At 65.9% G+C, this 17,661-nt stretch carries 17 protein-coding genes; 14 read left to right on the top strand and 3 right to left on the bottom strand.

Going from position 1 to position 17,661, the window contains the following annotated elements; translation table 11 throughout:
• Positions 1-11 precede the first annotated feature (11 nt).
• Genes GO606_RS14685 through GO606_RS14695 form a run of 3 tightly spaced genes read right to left on the bottom strand, consistent with a single transcriptional unit; the run spans position 12 to position 2,844 of the window.
• Positions 12-1,205, bottom strand: a complete 1,194-nt coding sequence (locus tag GO606_RS14685) for a thiolase C-terminal domain-containing protein (RefSeq protein ID WP_169118523.1) — start codon at positions 1,203-1,205, stop codon at positions 12-14.
• Positions 1,206-1,221: 16 nt separating this feature from the next.
• Positions 1,222-1,635 (bottom strand): Zn-ribbon domain-containing OB-fold protein, encoded by a 414-nt coding sequence (locus GO606_RS14690; RefSeq protein ID WP_169118524.1) that lies wholly within the window; start codon positions 1,633-1,635, stop codon positions 1,222-1,224.
• A gap of 15 nt (positions 1,636-1,650) precedes the next feature.
• Positions 1,651-2,844 (bottom strand): electron transfer flavoprotein subunit alpha/FixB family protein, encoded by a 1,194-nt coding sequence (locus tag GO606_RS14695; protein ID WP_169118525.1) that lies wholly within the window; start codon positions 2,842-2,844, stop codon positions 1,651-1,653.
• Between the two features lie 239 nt (positions 2,845-3,083).
• Between GO606_RS14695 and GO606_RS14700 the strand changes: the two genes are divergently transcribed.
• The 14 genes from GO606_RS14700 to GO606_RS14765 all read left to right on the top strand — a co-directional run bounded on the left by GO606_RS14700 (position 3,084) and on the right by GO606_RS14765 (position 17,643).
• Positions 3,084-4,265, top strand: a complete 1,182-nt coding sequence (locus GO606_RS14700; RefSeq protein ID WP_169118526.1) for an acyl-CoA dehydrogenase family protein — start codon at positions 3,084-3,086, stop codon at positions 4,263-4,265.
• A gap of 14 nt (positions 4,266-4,279) precedes the next feature.
• Entirely contained in the window at positions 4,280-5,440 is a 1,161-nt protein-coding gene (locus GO606_RS14705; RefSeq protein WP_169118527.1) for a CaiB/BaiF CoA transferase family protein, read from the top strand.
• Between the two features lie 35 nt (positions 5,441-5,475).
• Positions 5,476-5,997, top strand: coding sequence for an FAS1-like dehydratase domain-containing protein (locus GO606_RS14710; protein WP_246979615.1), 522 nt, complete (start codon positions 5,476-5,478; stop codon positions 5,995-5,997).
• Positions 5,994-6,482 (top strand): hotdog family protein, encoded by a 489-nt coding sequence (locus tag GO606_RS14715; protein ID WP_169118529.1) that lies wholly within the window; start codon positions 5,994-5,996, stop codon positions 6,480-6,482. Before GO606_RS14710 ends, GO606_RS14715 begins: the two co-directional genes overlap by 4 nt.
• 45 nt (positions 6,483-6,527) lie before the next feature.
• Positions 6,528-7,700, top strand: coding sequence for an acyl-CoA dehydrogenase family protein (locus GO606_RS14720; protein WP_169118530.1), 1,173 nt, complete (start codon positions 6,528-6,530; stop codon positions 7,698-7,700).
• A gap of 26 nt (positions 7,701-7,726) precedes the next feature.
• Complete coding sequence (locus tag GO606_RS14725; protein WP_169118531.1) at positions 7,727-8,518, top strand: DUF2889 domain-containing protein; 792 nt, start codon at positions 7,727-7,729, stop codon at positions 8,516-8,518.
• A 17-nt stretch (positions 8,519-8,535) separates the two neighbouring features.
• Complete coding sequence (locus GO606_RS14730) at positions 8,536-9,768, top strand: CaiB/BaiF CoA transferase family protein (protein ID WP_169118532.1); 1,233 nt, start codon at positions 8,536-8,538, stop codon at positions 9,766-9,768.
• A 22-nt stretch (positions 9,769-9,790) separates the two neighbouring features.
• The gene (locus GO606_RS14735) at positions 9,791-11,005 is read left to right on the top strand and encodes a CaiB/BaiF CoA transferase family protein (protein WP_169118533.1); all 1,215 of its coding nucleotides are present in this window, start codon (positions 9,791-9,793) and stop codon (positions 11,003-11,005) included.
• Positions 11,006-11,086: 81 nt separating this feature from the next.
• A complete protein-coding gene (locus GO606_RS14740) occupies positions 11,087-12,010 on the top strand; it encodes a TIGR03619 family F420-dependent LLM class oxidoreductase (RefSeq protein WP_169118534.1) in 924 nt (307 codons plus the stop codon).
• Between the two features lie 44 nt (positions 12,011-12,054).
• Complete coding sequence (locus tag GO606_RS14745; RefSeq protein ID WP_169118535.1) at positions 12,055-12,885, top strand: enoyl-CoA hydratase/isomerase family protein; 831 nt, start codon at positions 12,055-12,057, stop codon at positions 12,883-12,885.
• A gap of 148 nt (positions 12,886-13,033) precedes the next feature.
• Positions 13,034-13,708: a nuclear transport factor 2 family protein gene (locus GO606_RS14750; protein ID WP_169118536.1), complete on the top strand. Its 675-nt coding sequence runs from the start codon at positions 13,034-13,036 to the stop codon at positions 13,706-13,708.
• An 83-nt stretch (positions 13,709-13,791) separates the two neighbouring features.
• Positions 13,792-14,667, top strand: a complete 876-nt coding sequence (locus tag GO606_RS14755) for an FAD binding domain-containing protein (RefSeq protein ID WP_169118537.1) — start codon at positions 13,792-13,794, stop codon at positions 14,665-14,667.
• 34 nt (positions 14,668-14,701) lie between these two features.
• Positions 14,702-15,196 (top strand): (2Fe-2S)-binding protein, encoded by a 495-nt coding sequence (locus GO606_RS14760; RefSeq protein WP_211166624.1) that lies wholly within the window; start codon positions 14,702-14,704, stop codon positions 15,194-15,196.
• 32 nt (positions 15,197-15,228) lie between these two features.
• Complete coding sequence (locus tag GO606_RS14765) at positions 15,229-17,643, top strand: xanthine dehydrogenase family protein molybdopterin-binding subunit (RefSeq protein WP_169118538.1); 2,415 nt, start codon at positions 15,229-15,231, stop codon at positions 17,641-17,643.
• The last annotated feature ends 18 nt before the right edge of the window (positions 17,644-17,661 follow it).

The raw sequence follows: 17,661 nt of genomic DNA on the forward strand, positions 1-17,661 counted from the left end.
AGGGTTAAAAACTAGCGCTTCAGGATCGCCGCGGTCGCGTTGCCTCCCAGACCGTTGGTCTGCGCGAGCCCCACTTTCGCCCCCGGCACCTGACGGCCGCCGCTCTGGCCGCGCAGTTGCCAGGTCAGTTCGGCAATCTGGAACACCCCCATCGCGGTCGTCGCCTCGCCGAAGGACACGAAGCCGCCTGACGGGTTGATCGGCATGCGGCCGGTCGGTGCGGTCTCGCCGGCTTCGAGCAGGCGCTCGGCTTCGCCCGGTTCGCACAGGCCCCATTCTTCGGGGAAGGCGAGTTCGTAGTAGCAGGTGTTGTCCTGCAATTCGGTAAAGCTGATGTCTCGCGGGCCGATGCTGGACATCTCGAAGGCCTTCATCACCGCGGCCTTCGCCTCGGTGTGGAAGCTCGCCCCGGACGGCACCGGGTTCGCGAGGCTGCGCGGCAGCGCATCGTCGAAGCGGATCGTCGCGACCGCACTCGACGCGACGGTGATCGGCTGCGAGGTGAAGCGCCGCGCCATCGCCTTCGAGCAGATCACCGCCGCTGCCGCGCCGTTCGACACCGGGCAGATCTCGAACAGGCGCAGCGGATTGCTGACATAGGGCGACGCGAGCACCTCGTCGAGCGAAACCGCTTTCTGGAAGCGCGCGTACGGGTTGCTCTCGGAACACTTGCGCGCCTTGACGGTGACCTTGGCCATCTGTTCCTCGGTCGTGCCGTAATCGAACATCCGCCGCCGCGCGAGCGTCGCCCAGAACGACGGCCCGGGCATGCCGACACAGCGCTGGCGCAGGAATTCGGGGTCGTTCGCGTCCTCGACACCGGAAGTCTGGATCATGCCCTTGGGCATCACTTCGCCGCCGACCACCAGCACCAGATCGTGGATGCCGCCGGCGACCAGCGAATAGCCGATGTTGAACGCATTGCCGCCGGCGGCGCAGCCGGCCGACAGGTTGTAGACCGGAATCCCGGTACAGCCGAGATCCTCGACAACGTCGTTGCCGTTCAAACCCCAGCCTTTACCGCCGGAAAAGCGCGAACTCGCCGCGGCCACAGCCTGTATCTGTTTCCACGACACCCCGGCATCCTTCAGCGCCCTGTCTACCGCGTGGCGGCACAGCTCGGTCACCGATTTCTCGCCGACGACGCCATCCCCGGTCTTGCCGAAGCGGTGCAGGCCCACTCCCAAAACGACTACTTCTTGCATGTTTTCCTCGCCGTCTTCAAAGCAGTTTGAATTTCCAGGACGTGAAGGCTTTCCCGGCTTCGTGATAGATGGATTCGATGGCCAGTTCGACCCGCGCGCCAATGCGCATCGCTTCGAGGCCGTCGGCCATCTGCCCGACCAGACGCAGGCCGTTGTCCATATCGACGACGCCGATCACATAGGGCACGAAGGGCTTGTCATACTTGTGTGGCGCGGGCGGCGGGAAGTCGGCGACCGAGTAGCTCCACAGCACGCCGCCGCCGCCGAAGCTGCACGGCTCGATCTTCGATTCGTCGCAGTCCGGATTGCGGCAATGCGCCGCCTTCGGGAAATAGGGCGTGTTGCAGGTGGTGCATTTCGCCCCGTGCAGGCGCACGCCGTCCTCTTCCGAGAACAGCCCGGCGACTGCGGGTTCGCGTTGTTGGCTCATCGTTTGCGTGCTCCTTCAGGCCCTTGCGGCCTTGATCAGTTCGGGCAGGATTTCCAGGCAATCGCCAACGACGCCGTAGCGGGCGTAGCGAAAGATTGACGCATCCGGATCCTTGTTGATCGCGATGATCGTTTTCGCCGCCGAGCAGCCCGCCATGTGCTGGCTGGCACCGGAAATGCCGACCGCGACATACAGCGCCGGGCGCGTGATCTTGCCGGTGAGGCCTACCTGATGCGAGGACTCGATCCAGCCGTCATCAACGATGGCGCGCGAACCGCCCCACATGCCGCCTAGCGCTGACGCCACCTCCTTGACCAGTTCGAAATTCTGCTTGCTGCCAAGCCCACGCCCACCGGACACGATGATTTCTGCATCTTCCAGGCGCGACTCGCTGAGCTGCGGCGACGACAGCACCGCGAAGCGCTCCGCGACCGCCGCCCCTTTCAGCGCGATGCGGCGCCGTTCCGGCGTGCTCGGCACATCGGCGGGCACCGCGAGGATCGAGGTCGTGGCGAGCGACATCACGCTGACCGGCGCCGCCACCTGATACACGACATGGGTGTCGCCGCCAAACGCGGTTGCGCTGACCTGCAGTCCGGCGCCGGCTGGTTCGAGATCGAACACGTTAGCGACCACCGGCACGCCGATCCGACCGGCCAAGCGGGCAGCGATCACGCGCGACTCGGCGCTCTGGTTGAACAGGATCGTGCGCGGCTGCGTCTGTTCGCAGTACTCCGCGAGCGCGGCGACCAGCGCATCGGGCCCCTTTGCGCCGATATTTTCGCCGGTATTGGCATCACCGAGCATATCGAGGGTGCTTACCCCGTACTTCGCGGCGATGGTGCCGGCGGCCTCTGCCGCCTTGCCGACGACCAGCCAGCGCAAGGCCGCAGCGCTCGCCGTCGCGAGCTTGCGCGCCAGCGTCAGCGCCTCTTCGGTTCCGCCGTCGATGGCATCACCCCATGAACACAGCACGATCGTCATAGTGAGGACTCCTTGATCAATGCAACGAATTGACAAAACCCTGTCCGGAATTGCGCGCCGAATTGGAATTCGATGATTTGCGCGCCGCGATGGCCTCGCAGTGTTCTTTATCGGGATAACCCGAATGCGAATCCGGTTCGGCCGGACGCTGATCCTTGAGAGGAGTCTAATTGAGCGTTTGCATTCCGGCCCCGCCAGCGGCGGCTCTGATCGGGCCTTTGCCAATTCATTTCCGGCCAGCCGCGAAGTCAGGGCTGACGCGCCGTTACGACCCGTGAATGATGTGCCGTCAGACACTGCGAATGCGCGTACTGGCCTTTTCTGACATTCCTCCGTCCACTTCCGAACTGCCGCCGGCCCGCACAGCCGAATACCCGCCGATAGAATCAATCCAACGAATCGGCCGCCGCCGGCAATGGCGGATTTGCATGCCGATTTCCTCAATACCTGAATCGGGGGCAGTAATGGACTTTGAGTTTTCCGAAAAAGAACGCGAATTCCTGCGCGAAGTCGGCCAATTCCTCACGGAAAATCACGATCCGAACGTCATGGACGTGACGCGCGAAAACATGGCGCAGGTGTGCGACACCCCTGAGCGTCGCGCCTTCATGAAAAAGGTCGCCGAAAAGGGTTGGCTAGGCATTACCTGGCCGAAGGAATATGGCGGCCAGGAGGGCGAAGGTTTTTACGAGTATCTGCTGAACGAGAAACTCTCCTCGGTCGGCGCGCCGCAGATCGGCAAGGGCGTCGGCATTATCGGCAAGACGCTGATCAACGTCGGCTCGGAAAAGCTCAAGCGGGAATTCCTGCCGCAAATCCTCGACGCGAAGATCGAATTCGCGGTCGGCTATTCGGAACCCTCCGCCGGCTCCGATGCCGCGGCGATGCGCCTGAAAGCCGAGCGCCACGGCGACGGCTGGATGCTGAACGGCCAGAAGGTGTTCACCACTTCGGCGCACTTCGCCGACTGGTACTGGGTCGGCGCGCGCACCGATCCGAATGCGCCGAAGCATCACGGCATCACGCTGTTCCTGGTGCGCATGGACGACCCCGGCCTGACGATCCACCCGATGTACACGATGGGCAACGAGCGCACCAACGCGGTGTTCTTCGACAACGTCTTCGTGCATGACGACTACCGCGTCGGCGAGCTGAACAAGGGTTTCCAGTACATCGCCGAGGCGCTGGACATCGAGCGTTTCAGCATGTTCACCTTTGCGCCGATCCGCGGCCGCGTCGAACTGCTGTGCGATTACGTCAGGACGGCGACGCGCGACGGCAAGCCGCTGAAGGACGATCCGGTGATCCGCCAGAAAGTGGCCCAGCTCGCGACCGAATGCGAAGTCGCGCGCGTGCTCGGCGTGAAGTTCGTCGATGCGGCGCTGAACAGCAACAAGACGCCGACGATCGAAGCTTCCGAATACAAGCTGTATGCGACCGAACTGTCGCGCCGGATCGCCGACGCGACGATGGACATCGTCGGCCCCGGCGCCCAGCTCGCGCTCGGCACCGCGGACGCGCCGCTGAAAGGGCGCGCGGAAAGCTGCTACACGTACACGGTAATCGATACCATCGGCGGGGGCTCGTCCGAGGTTCAGAAGAACATCATCGCGAAGCGCAAGCTCGATCTGCCGAAGAATTTCTGACGGCGGCCATCGCGATGACGTTCCTCGAAGGTTTCTCCGTCCTCGATCTCGCCAGCGTCGGCCCGGCCGCGCGCGCCTCGCGCATCCTCGCCGACTTCGGCATGCAGATCATCAAGGTCGCGCCGGTGGCGGCGAAGGGCAGCAAACAGGTCGATCCGGTGTTCCATGCGTACGGCGCCGGCCGCGGCACGCGCCGGCTGCGCGTCGACCTGAAGTCCGACGCCGGGCGTGACGTGATCCAGCGCCTCGCGGCGAAGGTCGACGTCGTCATCGAGAGCTACCGTCCGGGCGTCGCGGCGCGTCTGGGCGTTGGTTACGCGGAGCTCGCTGCGCGCAATCCGAAGCTCGTCTATTGCTCGACCAGCGGCTACGGCCAGGATGGCCCCGCGGCGCAGTGGGTCGGCCACGACATCAACTACCTCGCGATGTCGGGGTTTCTCGCCTGCAGCGGACGCGACGCCGCGGGCCGCCCCGCGATGCCCGGCGCGACCGTCGCCGATGGCGCAGGCGGCGGCATGCAGGCGGCGATGTCCATCCTCGCCGCGCTGCTGCGCCGCGACCGGAATGGCGAAGGGGCCTACCTCGACGTCGCGATCACCGACGGCATGCTCAATCTGATGTCGCTGTATCTCGACCAGTACCTGGCGACCGGCGAGGACACACAGCCCGGCTCCGGCATTTTGACTGGCAAATACGCCTGGTACGGCGTGTATACGACCAGCGACGGCAAGCATCTGTCGGTCGGTGCGATCGAAGCACACTTTTTCCGCAACCTGTGCCGACTGCTCGATCTCGAGGCCTTTGCCGCGCATCAGTACGACGCCGACAAGCAGGACGACATGCGCACCGCGTTCGCGCAACGTTTCCTCACCCGCCGCCGCGACGAATGGGTCGCGCTGCTCGCCGGTGCGGACACCTGCGTCGCGCCGGTGCTGTCGATTCCGGAGGTGACGGCGCATCCGCAGCTGCGGGCACGCAATGCCTTCATGCAGGCCGACCACCCGCAGCACGGCACCTTCGAGCAGCTCGGCCCGATCCTCGCCGGCAGCGAGCGCCGCCAGCCGCCACATCGGGTGACGCCGTCCAGCACGACCGACACCGACGCGATCCTCGGCGAAGCCGGCTTTCCCGCACAGCAGATCGCGGAGCTACGTGCCGCAGGCTGCATCGAATGAGGCCCGCAACGATGCCTACCCCCGGAGACCAACCCATGAGCGCAACGCAGGATTTGCCCGCCGCCGTGCAGCGGATGATCGGCACGCCGATGTACGAGGAACAGACGGAGTTTCCGATCGAGATCGGCTACGTCCACAACACCTGCGCCGCCGTGCAGAACGGCAATCCGGTGTTCTGGAACCCGGCCGTGGCCGATGCGATCACCGGCGGCCGGATTGCGCCGCCGACGATGCTGTCGGTGTGGTTCCGTCCGCATCACTGGGCGCCGGGCGCCCGCGCTGAACGCAAGGCCTTGCAGACTCACTTCGACCTCAAGGACCTGCTCGACCTGCCCGAAGCCGTCGCCGCCGGCAACGAGGCGGTATTCGGCGAGCCAGTGCGCCTCGGTGACCGGCTCACGACGCGCCAGATCGTGCGCTCCATCGGTCCACTCAAACAGACGAAGCTGGGCAACGGCCGTTTCTGGACAATCGACGTCGAGACTACCAACCAGCACGGCGAGTGGGTCGGCACCGAGACATACAACATGCTGGGCTACAGGAGGCCGGAACAATGAGTGCAGCCGACGTCGCCAGCATCACCGCCGCGCAGATCGCCGAGGGGCAGCCACTGCCGTCACTGCTCCACCGCGTGAGCGCCACGACCATCGTACTCGGCGCGCTCGCCAGCCGCGACTGGCGCCCGATGCACCACGACAAGGATTTCGCCGTCGAACGCAACGGCGTGCAGAACATCTTCCTCAACACGCCCAACAACGCGGCGTGGTTCGAACGCTTCATCACCGACTGGACCGGCCCGAAGGGCCGCCTCGGGCGCCTGACTTTCGCAATGAAGAAACCGGTCTTCCCCGGCGACGAAATGTGCTTTTCCGGCGTCGTCCGGAAACTCGGCACCGACGCCACCGGCTGCCACTGGGTCGACCTGGATCTCGCGATCTCGGTCGATGGCGAGCTGCGGACGACTGGCCGCGCACGCGTCGCCGTACCGGGCGACATCGAAGACAACCCATGGACCCGCAAGGGCGAGCGCTGGAAGCCCTGAGCGCCGGCCCCGCCATCCGAACCCCCATTTCTTGAGAGGCTGCCAATGGATCTGCAGTTCACCGATGAGCAGAACATGCTCCGCGACATGACCCGAAACCTGTGCGCCGACTACAGCGGCGCTGACGTGGTGCGGAAAATGGAAAACGACCCGCTGGGCGTGCCCGCCGAGCTCTGGCAGCAGATGCGCCAGACCGGGCTGCTCGGCATGGGGATCCCCGAAGAGCACGGGGGCATGGGGCTGAACATGCTCGACTGCGCGGTGATCTACGAGGAGCTGGGCCGCAGCCTCGCCCCAGGACCGTATTTCGCGAGCACGGTGATGAGCGCCAGCGCGATCCGCCATGCCGGCGACGCCAGCGCGCGCGCCGGGTTGCTGGCCGCGATCGGCAGCGGCGACGCGATCGTCGCCCCGGCTTGGCTGGAGCCGGACTGCGGCTTTGGTCCCGCAGGTGTGCAGCTGCGCGCCGCGCGCGACGGCGACGCCTACGTCCTCGACGGCATCAAGCGCCACGTATTCCATGCGGCGGCCGCGCAGCAGTTGCTGGTGCTCGCGCGCAGCGGCGGCCCGAACGAGGGGGGCGGCGCGGTCGACCTGTTTCTCGTCGACACCGATGCCCCCGGCGTCCGCCTCGAACAGCAGCGGTCGATGGCGTCCGACACCCAGTACAAAGTGAGTTTCGACGGCGTCCGCGTCCCCGCCGCAAACCGCGTCGGCGCCGCGGGCAGCGGCTGGAAGGCGTGGGAAGCGGCGATGTACGACGGACTCATCCTGCTCGCGGCCTTCGCCGCCGGCGGTGCCGAACGCGCGCTGGAGATCACCGTGCAATATTCAAAGGACCGCGAGCAGTTCGGCAAGCCGATCGGCGCGTTCCAGGCACTCGCGCACTACATGTCCGACGCCAGCGCGGTCGTCGACGGCGCCAGGATGCTGGTCCAGGAAGCCGCCTGGGCCCATGCCAACGGCAAAGACGTGACGCGCCTCGCGCCAATGGCCAAGCTTTTCGCCTGCAAGGCGTTCCGTGACGTCACGCACATGGCGCAGCAGGTGCACGGCGGCATCGGCTTCACCCTCGACTACGACATCCAGCTGTTCTACCGCCGCGCCAAGCAGCTGCAGATGAACTGGTGGGATTCGCGCTATCTGGAAGGGCTGATCGCCGCCGACATCCTCGATCGTGACGCGCCACGCACGATCCCCGACCCGTTCACCGCGTAAGCACACCCGCCCGCACAGGAGCCGCCATGGCAAGACCGAATCCGCTTTACGGCACCGGAATCTTCCGCCGCCGCATTCGCTTGCAGGCGGCGCAGGGGCAGGTCAGCGTCGACCTCGAAGACGGCAACCACGGCTTCCGCCTGCGCCTGTGGCACGACGGCGAGCGCGTCACCACCGTCGAAGTCGACCCGCTACGCATCCCGTTCAACACCTGCGCCGAAGCGCAGCGGCCGCTGCAACGGGTGATCGGCCACCGGCTCGACGAGGACGACGCGACGCTGCGCAGCCGGCTCGTACCCGGCGACAACTGCACGCACCTCTACGACATGGCGGTCCTTGCGGTTGCCCACGCCGCGGCGCACCTGAGCAAGCGTCGCGGTGATGGCATCACCGACGACGGCTGCACGACCTGCCTCTACGACATGGAAGTCGATGACGAACGCGACGGTGTGACGCGTGCGCGGATTGCGTGCAACGGACAGCCGGTGCATGACTGGGCGATCGCCCAGCACACGCTGCACGAACCGGCGGAGCACGCGGGGCGCCCGGTGATGCGCGGCTTCCATGCGTGGGCGTCGAAATCCTTTTCCGGCATGCCGCGGGAAGCGGCATTCGCACTGCAGCGCGCGTATTTCGTCGCGCAGGCCCGCCGCCACAGCTTCGAGCCGGCCGCAGAGCATCCCGGCGCATCCGACGGCATGCCGCAGGGCGCGTGCTACTCGTACAACACCGGCGTCGTCGAGCGCGCCTTCCGCAGCAACGGCACCGTGCGCGATTTCACCGATTCGCCCGAACTATTGCTGAAGTTTCTGCCATGACCCACACCGGAGGCTTCATGACTGCAAACACGCCAGCCGCCGGCCGCGGCGCGCTGGCCGGAATCCGTGTCATCGATTTCGGCCAGATGGTGTCCGCACCCTACTGCGCGAAACTCTTCAGCGACTATGGCGCCGACGTCATCAAGGTCGAACCGCGTGAAGGCGACGCCGCCCGAAGCGCCGGCCCCTTCCCCGGCGACCTGCCGCACCCGGAAAAGAGCGGCCTGTACTTCATCAACAACACCAACAAGCGCGGCGTCACCTGCGATGTCGGCAGCGCCGAAGGCCGCGACCTGCTGCTGCGCCTGCTGCAGCAGACCGACGTGCTGATCGAGAACAACCTGCCGCAGCGCATGCGCGCGTGGGCGCTCGACTACGCGACGCTCGCGGCGACCAATCCCGACCTCGTCGTCATCTCGATCACCCCTTTCGGCCAGAGCGGCCCGTACAGCGGCTGGAACGGCTACGACCTGAACGCCTTTCACCTCTCGGGCGCCAGTTCGCGCTACTGCGGCCGTCCGAACGAGACCCCGCTCGAACACGGCACCTTCGCCGCCGATTACTTCGGCGCCGTCACCGCCGCCGCGTGGGGCCTCGCCGCAGTGTATGGACGCGAACAGGCCGGCGGCGGCCAGCAGATCGACGTGTCCTGCGCCGAAGCGATCGCCGCCACCTTCGTGGGCGGCCAGAACATTGGCTGCTACGCGCAGGAAGGCCGTTTCGACAAGCGCACCGGCGTCGGCATGCCGCTCGGCGCGCCGGCAACGATCCTGCCGTGCCGCGACGGTCACGTATGGATGCTGGCGCTCGAACCCGGACAGTGGAACGGACTGCGCAAGGTCATGGGCGACCCCGAATGGGCCAGCCTGGAGATGTTCCAGGACATGTATTCGCGCGCGCAGAACGCCGACGTCATCTACTCCTTCATCCGCGAGTGGACGATGGAGCACGGCAAAATGGAAATCATGGAAAAGTGCCAGGCCGCCGGCTGCCCGGTCACCGCGGTGTTCACGATCGCCGAGGCCGCCGAGCAGCCGCACCTCAAGGCCCGCGACTACTTCGTCGACATGGAACACCCGCAGCTCGGGCGGCTCAAGAACCTCGGCGCGCCGTTCAAGCTGCCGGCGAGCCCCGGCGGCCCGACACGCCCCGCCCCGCTGCTCGGCCAACACAACGCCGACGTGTATGGCGAACTCCTCGGCCTCAGTGCCGCAGACGTCCGCCAGCTCGCGCGCCGCGGCATTCTCTGAGTTGATGACAGGAGCCTTCCGCATGGCGAATTCTCTGCCCCTGAAGGGCATCCGCGTGGTGAATTTCGGCTGGGTGTGGGCCGGTCCCGTGGTCGGTCAGACGCTCGGCTTCCTCGGCGCCGAAGTGCTCAAGGTCGAATCCGCGGCGCGCGTCGACATGACGCGCAACCTGCCGCCTTTCGCCGACGGCATACCCGGCCCCAACCGCAGCCTGTCGAACCATGCGTGCTGGGCCGGCAACGGTTCGGTGTCGCTGAACCTGAAGGAACCGGAGGCTCTGCAGCTGGCGTGCCGGCTGATCGCGGCTTCCGACGTCGTCGTCGAGAACTTCGGCCCCGGCGTCATGGAACGCCTGGGCCTTGGCTACGAACGGCTGCGCGAAGTGAAACCCGACATCATCCTGTTTTCGATGCCGGCCGCCGGCCTCTACGGCCCGCTCGAACACGTGCGCACCTACGGCCTGAGCCTGACCTCGATCACCGGCCTCGACAGCCTGGTCGGCTACAAGGGCGGCGACCCGGTCCCGGTGGAGAACGCGTTCTCCGACCCCTATGCCGGCATTTTCGGCGCCTTTGCCGTGCTCACCGCGCTGAACCACCGCCGCAACACCGGCCAGGGCCAGCACGTCGATTTCTCGCAGCAGGAAGCGGTGATGCAGATGGTCGGCCCCGCCTACATGGACTATGTGCTCAACGGCCGCATCGGTGGACCGAAGAGCAACGCGCATCCGACCGCCGTCACGGCCCCGTATGCGGTCTTCCCATGCGCCGGCGACGACCGCTGGATCAGCATCGCGGTGTATACCGAAGACGAGTGGCAGGGCCTGATCGCCGCGATGGGCAGCCCTGCGTGGGCAGCCGAGTTCGCGACGCAGTCGGCGCGGCTCACGAACATCGATCCCCTGCACGAACGCATTGCTGCCTGGACATGCGCCTTCGACGACCGCGAACTCGCCGCGCGGCTGCAGGAGCATGGCGTCGCCGCCAGCCCGGTGCTCAACGTCGGCGATCTGCTCGACGACCCGCACTTCAGGGCGCGCGGCACCTTCGTCGAAGTCACGCATCCGCTCGGCTTCCGCGAAACGATCTACGGCGCCTACGTGAAGACCAGCCGCAGCCACCCTGAAATTCACCCCGGCCCGATCATCGGCCAGGACAACGAACGGGTATTCAAGCAGATCCTCGGCGTGTCCGCGGCCGAGTACGAGCGCCTGACGCGAGAAAAGATCATCTATTGACGATACACAGCCCGCCCGCAGATGCCGCCTCATTTGATCCATGGGCGATCCACGGACGATCTGGACAACCGGAGACACGCCATGAAGTTCGCACTCGCCACGCCTGCCCTGAACAACTACCCCGCCGCGATGGCGCCATGGGAGCCGCACGCCGGCGGACCCGAGATCCTGCGCTACGCGCGCAAGGCCGACGAACTGTCGTGGGACTGGCTCACCATCCCCGAGCACATCATCATGCCGACCGAGATGCTGGAGGTCATGGGCTCGCGCTTCGCCGAAGGCATCGCGGCGTCGGCGGTGCTGATGGGCGCGACCCGCCGCATCCACATGCTGACCTACATCCTTGCGCTGCCCTATCGTCACCCGCTGGTGCTGGCCAAGCAAATCGGCACAATGGAATTCCTCGCCGGCGGCCGCTTCACGCTCGGCACCGCGGTCGGCCACCTGGAGCGCGAATTCGAAGCGCTCGGCATCCCGTTCGAAAAGCGCGGCCCGATCACGGACGAATACCTGCAGGCACTGAAGGAAATCTGGACTTCGGACCGGCCGAAGTTCGACGGCGAATACATCAAGTTCGACAACGTCCTCGTCGACCCGAAGCCGGTGCAGAATCCGCATCCGCCGATCTTCATCGGCGGCAACTCGAAGCCGGCGATGCGCCGCGCGGCCGAGCATGGGGATGGCTGGATTCCGTGGCTCGTCACCAGCGAAGACCTGCCCGGCTGCATCGACTACATGAAAAGCCTGCCGGCCTACGAGGAAAAGGCCGACCGCTTCGAAATCCTCGTCACGACGACTGCCTACAAGGTCGAGGACTACTCACACGCAGAAAAGGGCGAAACCCACGTTGCAGCCGACCGCGACAGCGTGCTGCGCGAGATCGAAGCGCTGCAGAAGGCCGGGGCGACCTCGGTGCAGGTGATGCCGCCGAAGCTCTCGACCTTCGGCCAATGCCTCGAGTGGATCGAATGGTACGACCAGGAAATCATCCCTCAATTCCGCTGAGCGCCCAACGCCCATCGAGCACACCATAAAAACGGAGACTATCCATGATGGATAATTACAGATTCCTCACCTTCCGCACCGAGGAAAATGTCGGAATCATTACGCTGAACCGTCCCGAAAAGCTCAACGCACTGAGTTGGGAACTTGCCGAAGAACTCGCGAGCCTGCTCTACAAACTGCGTTATCGCGATGAAGTGCGCGCAATCCTGCTCACCGGTGCCGGCCGCTCCTTCTGCGCGGGCGGCGATGTCGACTGGATCTCCGGCGACAGCGATCGCCCGATGCCCGGCACCTCCGACCCCTTGCGCCCGATTCCGCGCTCGCAGCGCAAAACGCCGGGCGGCCCGTTCATGGACGCGACGCGCCAGTTGATTGCCGTCGACAAACCGGTCATCGCCGCCCTCCATGGCCACGCGGTCGGCGCCGGCCTCGCCTATGCAATGGTTTGTGACCGGCGCTTCGCCGACACCACGACCAAGATGTCGGCAATATTCACTAACGTCGGCGTCGCCCCCGATTGCGGCCTGTCGTGGTTCCTGCCACGCATCGTCGGCCTGCCGACCGCGCTGATGATGGTCGAAAGCGGCAAGACCTTCCGCGCCGAGGAATGCAAGGAAATGGGCCTGATCGACGAACTGGTCCCCGAAGGCACAGCCTTCGCGGCTGCGTTCGACTACGCGAAAACAATCGCGCAGCGCGCCAGCGTCGCCGTCGACATGGCGCGCCGCATGATCCACCTGGGCCAGATCAGCACGCTCGAACAGATGCTCGACTACGAAGGCATCGCGGGCGTCATCGTCGCGTCCTCGCTCGACGCCAGGGAAGGCACGCAAGCTTTCCTTGAAAAACGCAAGCCGGTGTATCGGGGTATTTAGCCCCCACCCCTGCAACCCGGCCGAGCGCAGCGCAGACTGACGCCGGCGCAATTCACACGACATGGCCAACCCCAGCCATTCCGGGCACCCGCTCGGCCATTTGGACCGTTACGGACCACGACGGCCCGCGACATGACATGGAGTTGACATGAGCAAACTGATCGCCGCAACGCTGGCGGCCCTGATCCTTTCTTCCGGCGCCATCGCCGCGGACAAGCCGAAAATGAACGCCCCGGACGCGGTGATGCAGCAAGTGAGAGCCTTGCAGGCCCAGGTGCAGGAACTGAGGGACATCGAGGAAATCCGCGAGCTCAAGCACGCCTATTTCCGTGGCATCGACAGCGCCGACCTTGACCTGCTGCGCGGGCTGATGCATCCCGCGGTCACCGTGCATTTCATCGGCGGCGACTACGAATGGAAACTCGCCGGACGCGATCAATACCTCGAAGCGATCGGCAACAACTTCAACAGCGAAGTCATCGCCCAACACAACGGCCATCACCCGGAGATAAAAATTCTCAGCCCCACTCAGGCCGAAGGCACGTGGTACCTGCACGACAACTTCTACAACCTGCGCGAGAAGCTCTACACCACCGGCACCGCCTTTTACCACGACCGCTACCTCAAGGTGGACGGCAAATGGCTGCTGCGCAGCACCGAATACAAGCGCCATTACGAGATCGTCGAAAAGCTCGACAAGCTGCCGAACATCACCGTCGATTACCTCGCACGCCACGGCCGCAAGGTCGCGCGCCACTGCCACGGCGACGGCCTGTGCCGCGACGACAAGGACACGGCAGCCGCCGTAACTCCGGTGCAATAACCCGTATTGGTGATGCGGGTATCGCGCGGCCGGAATAGATTCCGTCACATACAGCACGCATTGCCAGGGAGCAGGAAAACGCAATGAAACCGGCACCGTTCGATTACTACGCACCGGAAACCCTACCGGAGGCCATTGCGCTGATGGCGCGGCTCGAAAATGAGGGCTGCGACGCGAAAATCCTCGCCGGCGGCCAGAGCCTGATGCCGATGCTGGCGATGCGCGTCGCCCGGCCCGACGCCCTCATCGACCTGCGCCGGCTGACGGCGCTGAACCACATCGCCGAGCACGACGGCATCATCGCGATCGGTGCGATGGCAACGAAGCGAGCCGCCGAGGAATCCACGCTGATCCGCGAACGCCAGCCGCTATTCCACGCTGCCACCCAACTCGTCGGCCACCGCCAGATCCGCAACCGCGGCTCGGTCGGCGGCTCCTTCGCGCATGCCGATCCCGCGTCCGAATATCCGGCAGTCGCGCTGGTGCTCGACATGGAGATGCAGGCGGTCGGCGAAGGGGGCGAGCGTCTCATTCCGGCGTCCGAGTTCTTCGTCACCTACATGACCACCGCGCTAGAACCAGGCGAAATCCTCACCGAAGTGCGTATGCCGATGTTGCCCGCGGGCACCGGCTGGGCGATCCAGGAAATATCACGGCGCAACGGCGACCTCGCGCTGGCCGGCGTCGCGCTGACGCTGCGCTTTTCCGGCGGCCTGTGCGCCGACGCGCGCATCGCGGCCTTTGGCGTCGATGCGACCGCCGTGCGTCTGACCGCCGCTGAGGATGCGCTGGCCGGCCAAAAACCCGACGCTGCCACCTTTGCCCGCGTCGCCGCGATCGCCGCCGCATCGCTCGCCGAACCGATGAGCTGCATCCACGCGTCGGCCGACTACCGCCGGCATCTCATCGGTGTGCTCGTCGAACGCACGCTCGCCGAAGCCGCCGGCCGCGCCCGCTAAAACCGGTCTTTACGAACAGATTGCGAGGTCCGCGATGACGACAATGCAAAAAATCCATGTGACGGTCAACGGTAAATCCCATGCGCGCGAAGTCGAAGCGCGCCTGACGCTGGCCGACTTCCTGCGTCACGAACTGCACCTCGGCGGTACCCACGTCGGCTGCGAGCACGGCGTCTGCGGCGTGTGCACGGTGCTGATCAATGGCCAATCCGCCCGCTCCTGCCTGACCCTCGCGGTGCAGGCAGACGGCGCGAACGTCACCACCGTCGAAGGCCTGCGCAACCGCGAAACCGGCCAGTTGCACCCGATCCAGCAGGCCTTTGTCGACGCTCACGGCCTGCAGTGCGGCTTCTGCACCCCCGGTTTCGTCATGACGACGCTCGAATTGCTCGGCGAGAACCCCGACCCTAGCGACGACGAGATCAAGGACGCGCTCGGCGGCAATCTGTGCCGCTGCACCGGCTACCAGAGCATCCTCGAGTCGGTACGCCTGGCCGCGAGCCGGCTGCAGACCACGCAAAGCGCCTGAGCGCCCCCCGAACCGCACAGGCGAATTCACCCATGGCGATCGAGATCCCCACCCTTCCCGAACAGTTGCCGACCAGCGCGCCGCGTTTCGTCGGCAAAGAGGTCAATCGCATCGAAGACCCGGCGCTGGTCTCCGGTACCGTCGAGTTCATCGACAACCTGTCGTTGCCCGGCATGCTGCACTGCGCGATCCTGCGCAGCCCGCATCCCCACGCGCGCGTCATCAAGGTCGACACGCGGGCTGCCGCAGCGCTCGAAGGCGTCGAGGCGGTGCTCACCGGCGAGGACGTCGGCCGCTGGTGCGCGCCGGCCTTCACCGCCCCCGAAGGCTGGGGCAGCTACTGCATGGCCGTCGACAAGGTCCGCTTCGTCGGCGAACCGGTCGCAGCCGTCGCTGCGACGAGCCGCTACCTCGCCGAGGACGCCCTCGAACTGATCCAGGTCGAATACGAACTGCTCACGCCGGTCGCGAACCCCGACGAGGCGATGGCGCCCGGCGCACCGCTGCTGTTCGAGGAGCGCGGCACCAACGTGATCCAGAGCCGCGAATACACCTGGGGCGAGATCGACCGCGTGTTCGCCGACGCCGACCGCGTCGTCAGCCGCAAATTCCGCTGGAACCGCGTCGGCGCGAATCCCACCGAAACTTTCGGCTGCATCTGCCAGTGGGATCTCGCCGACAACAGCCTCACCTGCCGCGGCGCGTACCAGACGCCGCGCTTCATGGGGCTCGGCCGCGCCGCCTCGCTGAAGCTGCCCGCCAACAAGGTCAGGATCATCACTCACGCGCAGGGCGGCGGCTTCGGTGGCAAGGGCGGCCCTCGCGGCACCGACATCGCTGCGCTGCTGTCGCGCAAGGCCGACGGCCGGCCGGTCAAATACATCGAAGACCGCATGGAATACCTGCTCGCCGGCGGCGGGCAGTCGTGGGACCGTTACTACGACGCCGCGCTCGCGCTGCAGGCCGACGGCACCGTCACCGGCTTCAAGGTCCGCCTCGTCGACGACCAGGGCGCCGGCGCCGAAGGCTACGGCACGATCTCGGCGGCCAAGCCGCTCGCCGCCTTCACCGGCAATTACCGCATCGAAGCCGCGTCCTACGACCTGACGCTGGTCGCCACCAACCGCGCGCCGACCTACCCTTACCGCGGCTACGGCCCCCCGCCGCACAACCTCGTGCTCGAATCGCTGATGGACATCGCTGCGCGCGAACTCGCCGTCGATCCCGCCGAACTGCGTCGCCGCAACTACATCCGGCCGGAACAGTTCCCCTACACAGTGCCGAGCGGCAACGAATACGACAGCGGCAACTACGCGGCAGTGCTCGACCGCGTGCTCGAAATGGCCGACTACAGGGCGCTGCGCGAGGCGCAGGCAAAGGCCCGCGCCGAAGGGCGGCTGGTCGGCATTGGCGTCGTCAGCACCGTCGAACCCGGCGTGTTCGACTGGAACGCGTATGCGACCGTCGGCGTCCCCGGCGTCGGCGTGCCCGAAGGCGTCAAGGTCGCGGTCGACGTCCTCGGCAACGTCACCGTCGCGGTCGGCTTCAACCTGCAGGGCCAGGGCCAATTCACCGTCGCCGCGCAGGTCGTCGCTGACTACCTCGGCGTCGACATGAACGCCGTCAAGGTGGCGACCGCCTCCACCGACGTCGCGATGCCGCATTTCGGCCAGGGCGGCAGCCGGCTCGGCGTTGCCGTCACCGGTGCGATCCTCGGCGCCTGCGAAAAACTCAAGCAGACTTTCTGCCTCCTCGTCGCGCACCTGATGCACACCGGGCCGGAACAGGTCGAACTGATGAACGGCCGCCTGCAGCTCAAGGGCGCGCCCGAACATGGCATGTCGATTGCCGAAGTCGCCGGCGTCATGCTCGCCCGCAGCGACCTGCTGCCGCCGGGCATGGAACCCTGCCCGGAAGCCACTTTCGTGTGGACCGCACCGAACCGCAACCTGCCCGATGACCAAGGGCGCTGCCGCAGCTACCTCACCGCCGCCAACGCCACCCATATCGCGCAGATCGAAATCGACCGACACACCGGGCAGGTCAAGATCCTCGGCTACTTCATCGTCGACGACTGCGGCACGCGCCTCAACCCCGCCTCGGTCGAAGGCCAGCTGCAGGGCGGCGTCGCCCAAGGCGTCGGCGCAGCGCTGTTCGAGGAATACGTCTACGACCCACAGGCCCAGCCGCTGGTGACGACCTTCGTCGACTACCTGATCCCCACGATCCACGAAGTGCCGATGACGACGAAGGATCACCTCGTTACGCCCTCGCCCTTCGCCCCTCTCGGCGCGAAAGGCTGTGGCGAAGGCGCGATCCACACCACGCCCGCAACACTGATGTGTGCGATCAACGACGCGCTGTCGCCGCTCGGCCTCGAAATCCTCGAAACCCCCGCCTCACCGCACCGGCTATGGAAGCTGCTGCACGGGCACGGTGCCGCATGAACGCAAACATCTATTGAC

Origin of the sequence: Aromatoleum anaerobium (genome assembly GCF_012910705.2) — a bacterium.
In the GTDB taxonomy this organism is placed as follows: domain Bacteria; phylum Pseudomonadota; class Gammaproteobacteria; order Burkholderiales; family Rhodocyclaceae; genus Aromatoleum; species Aromatoleum anaerobium.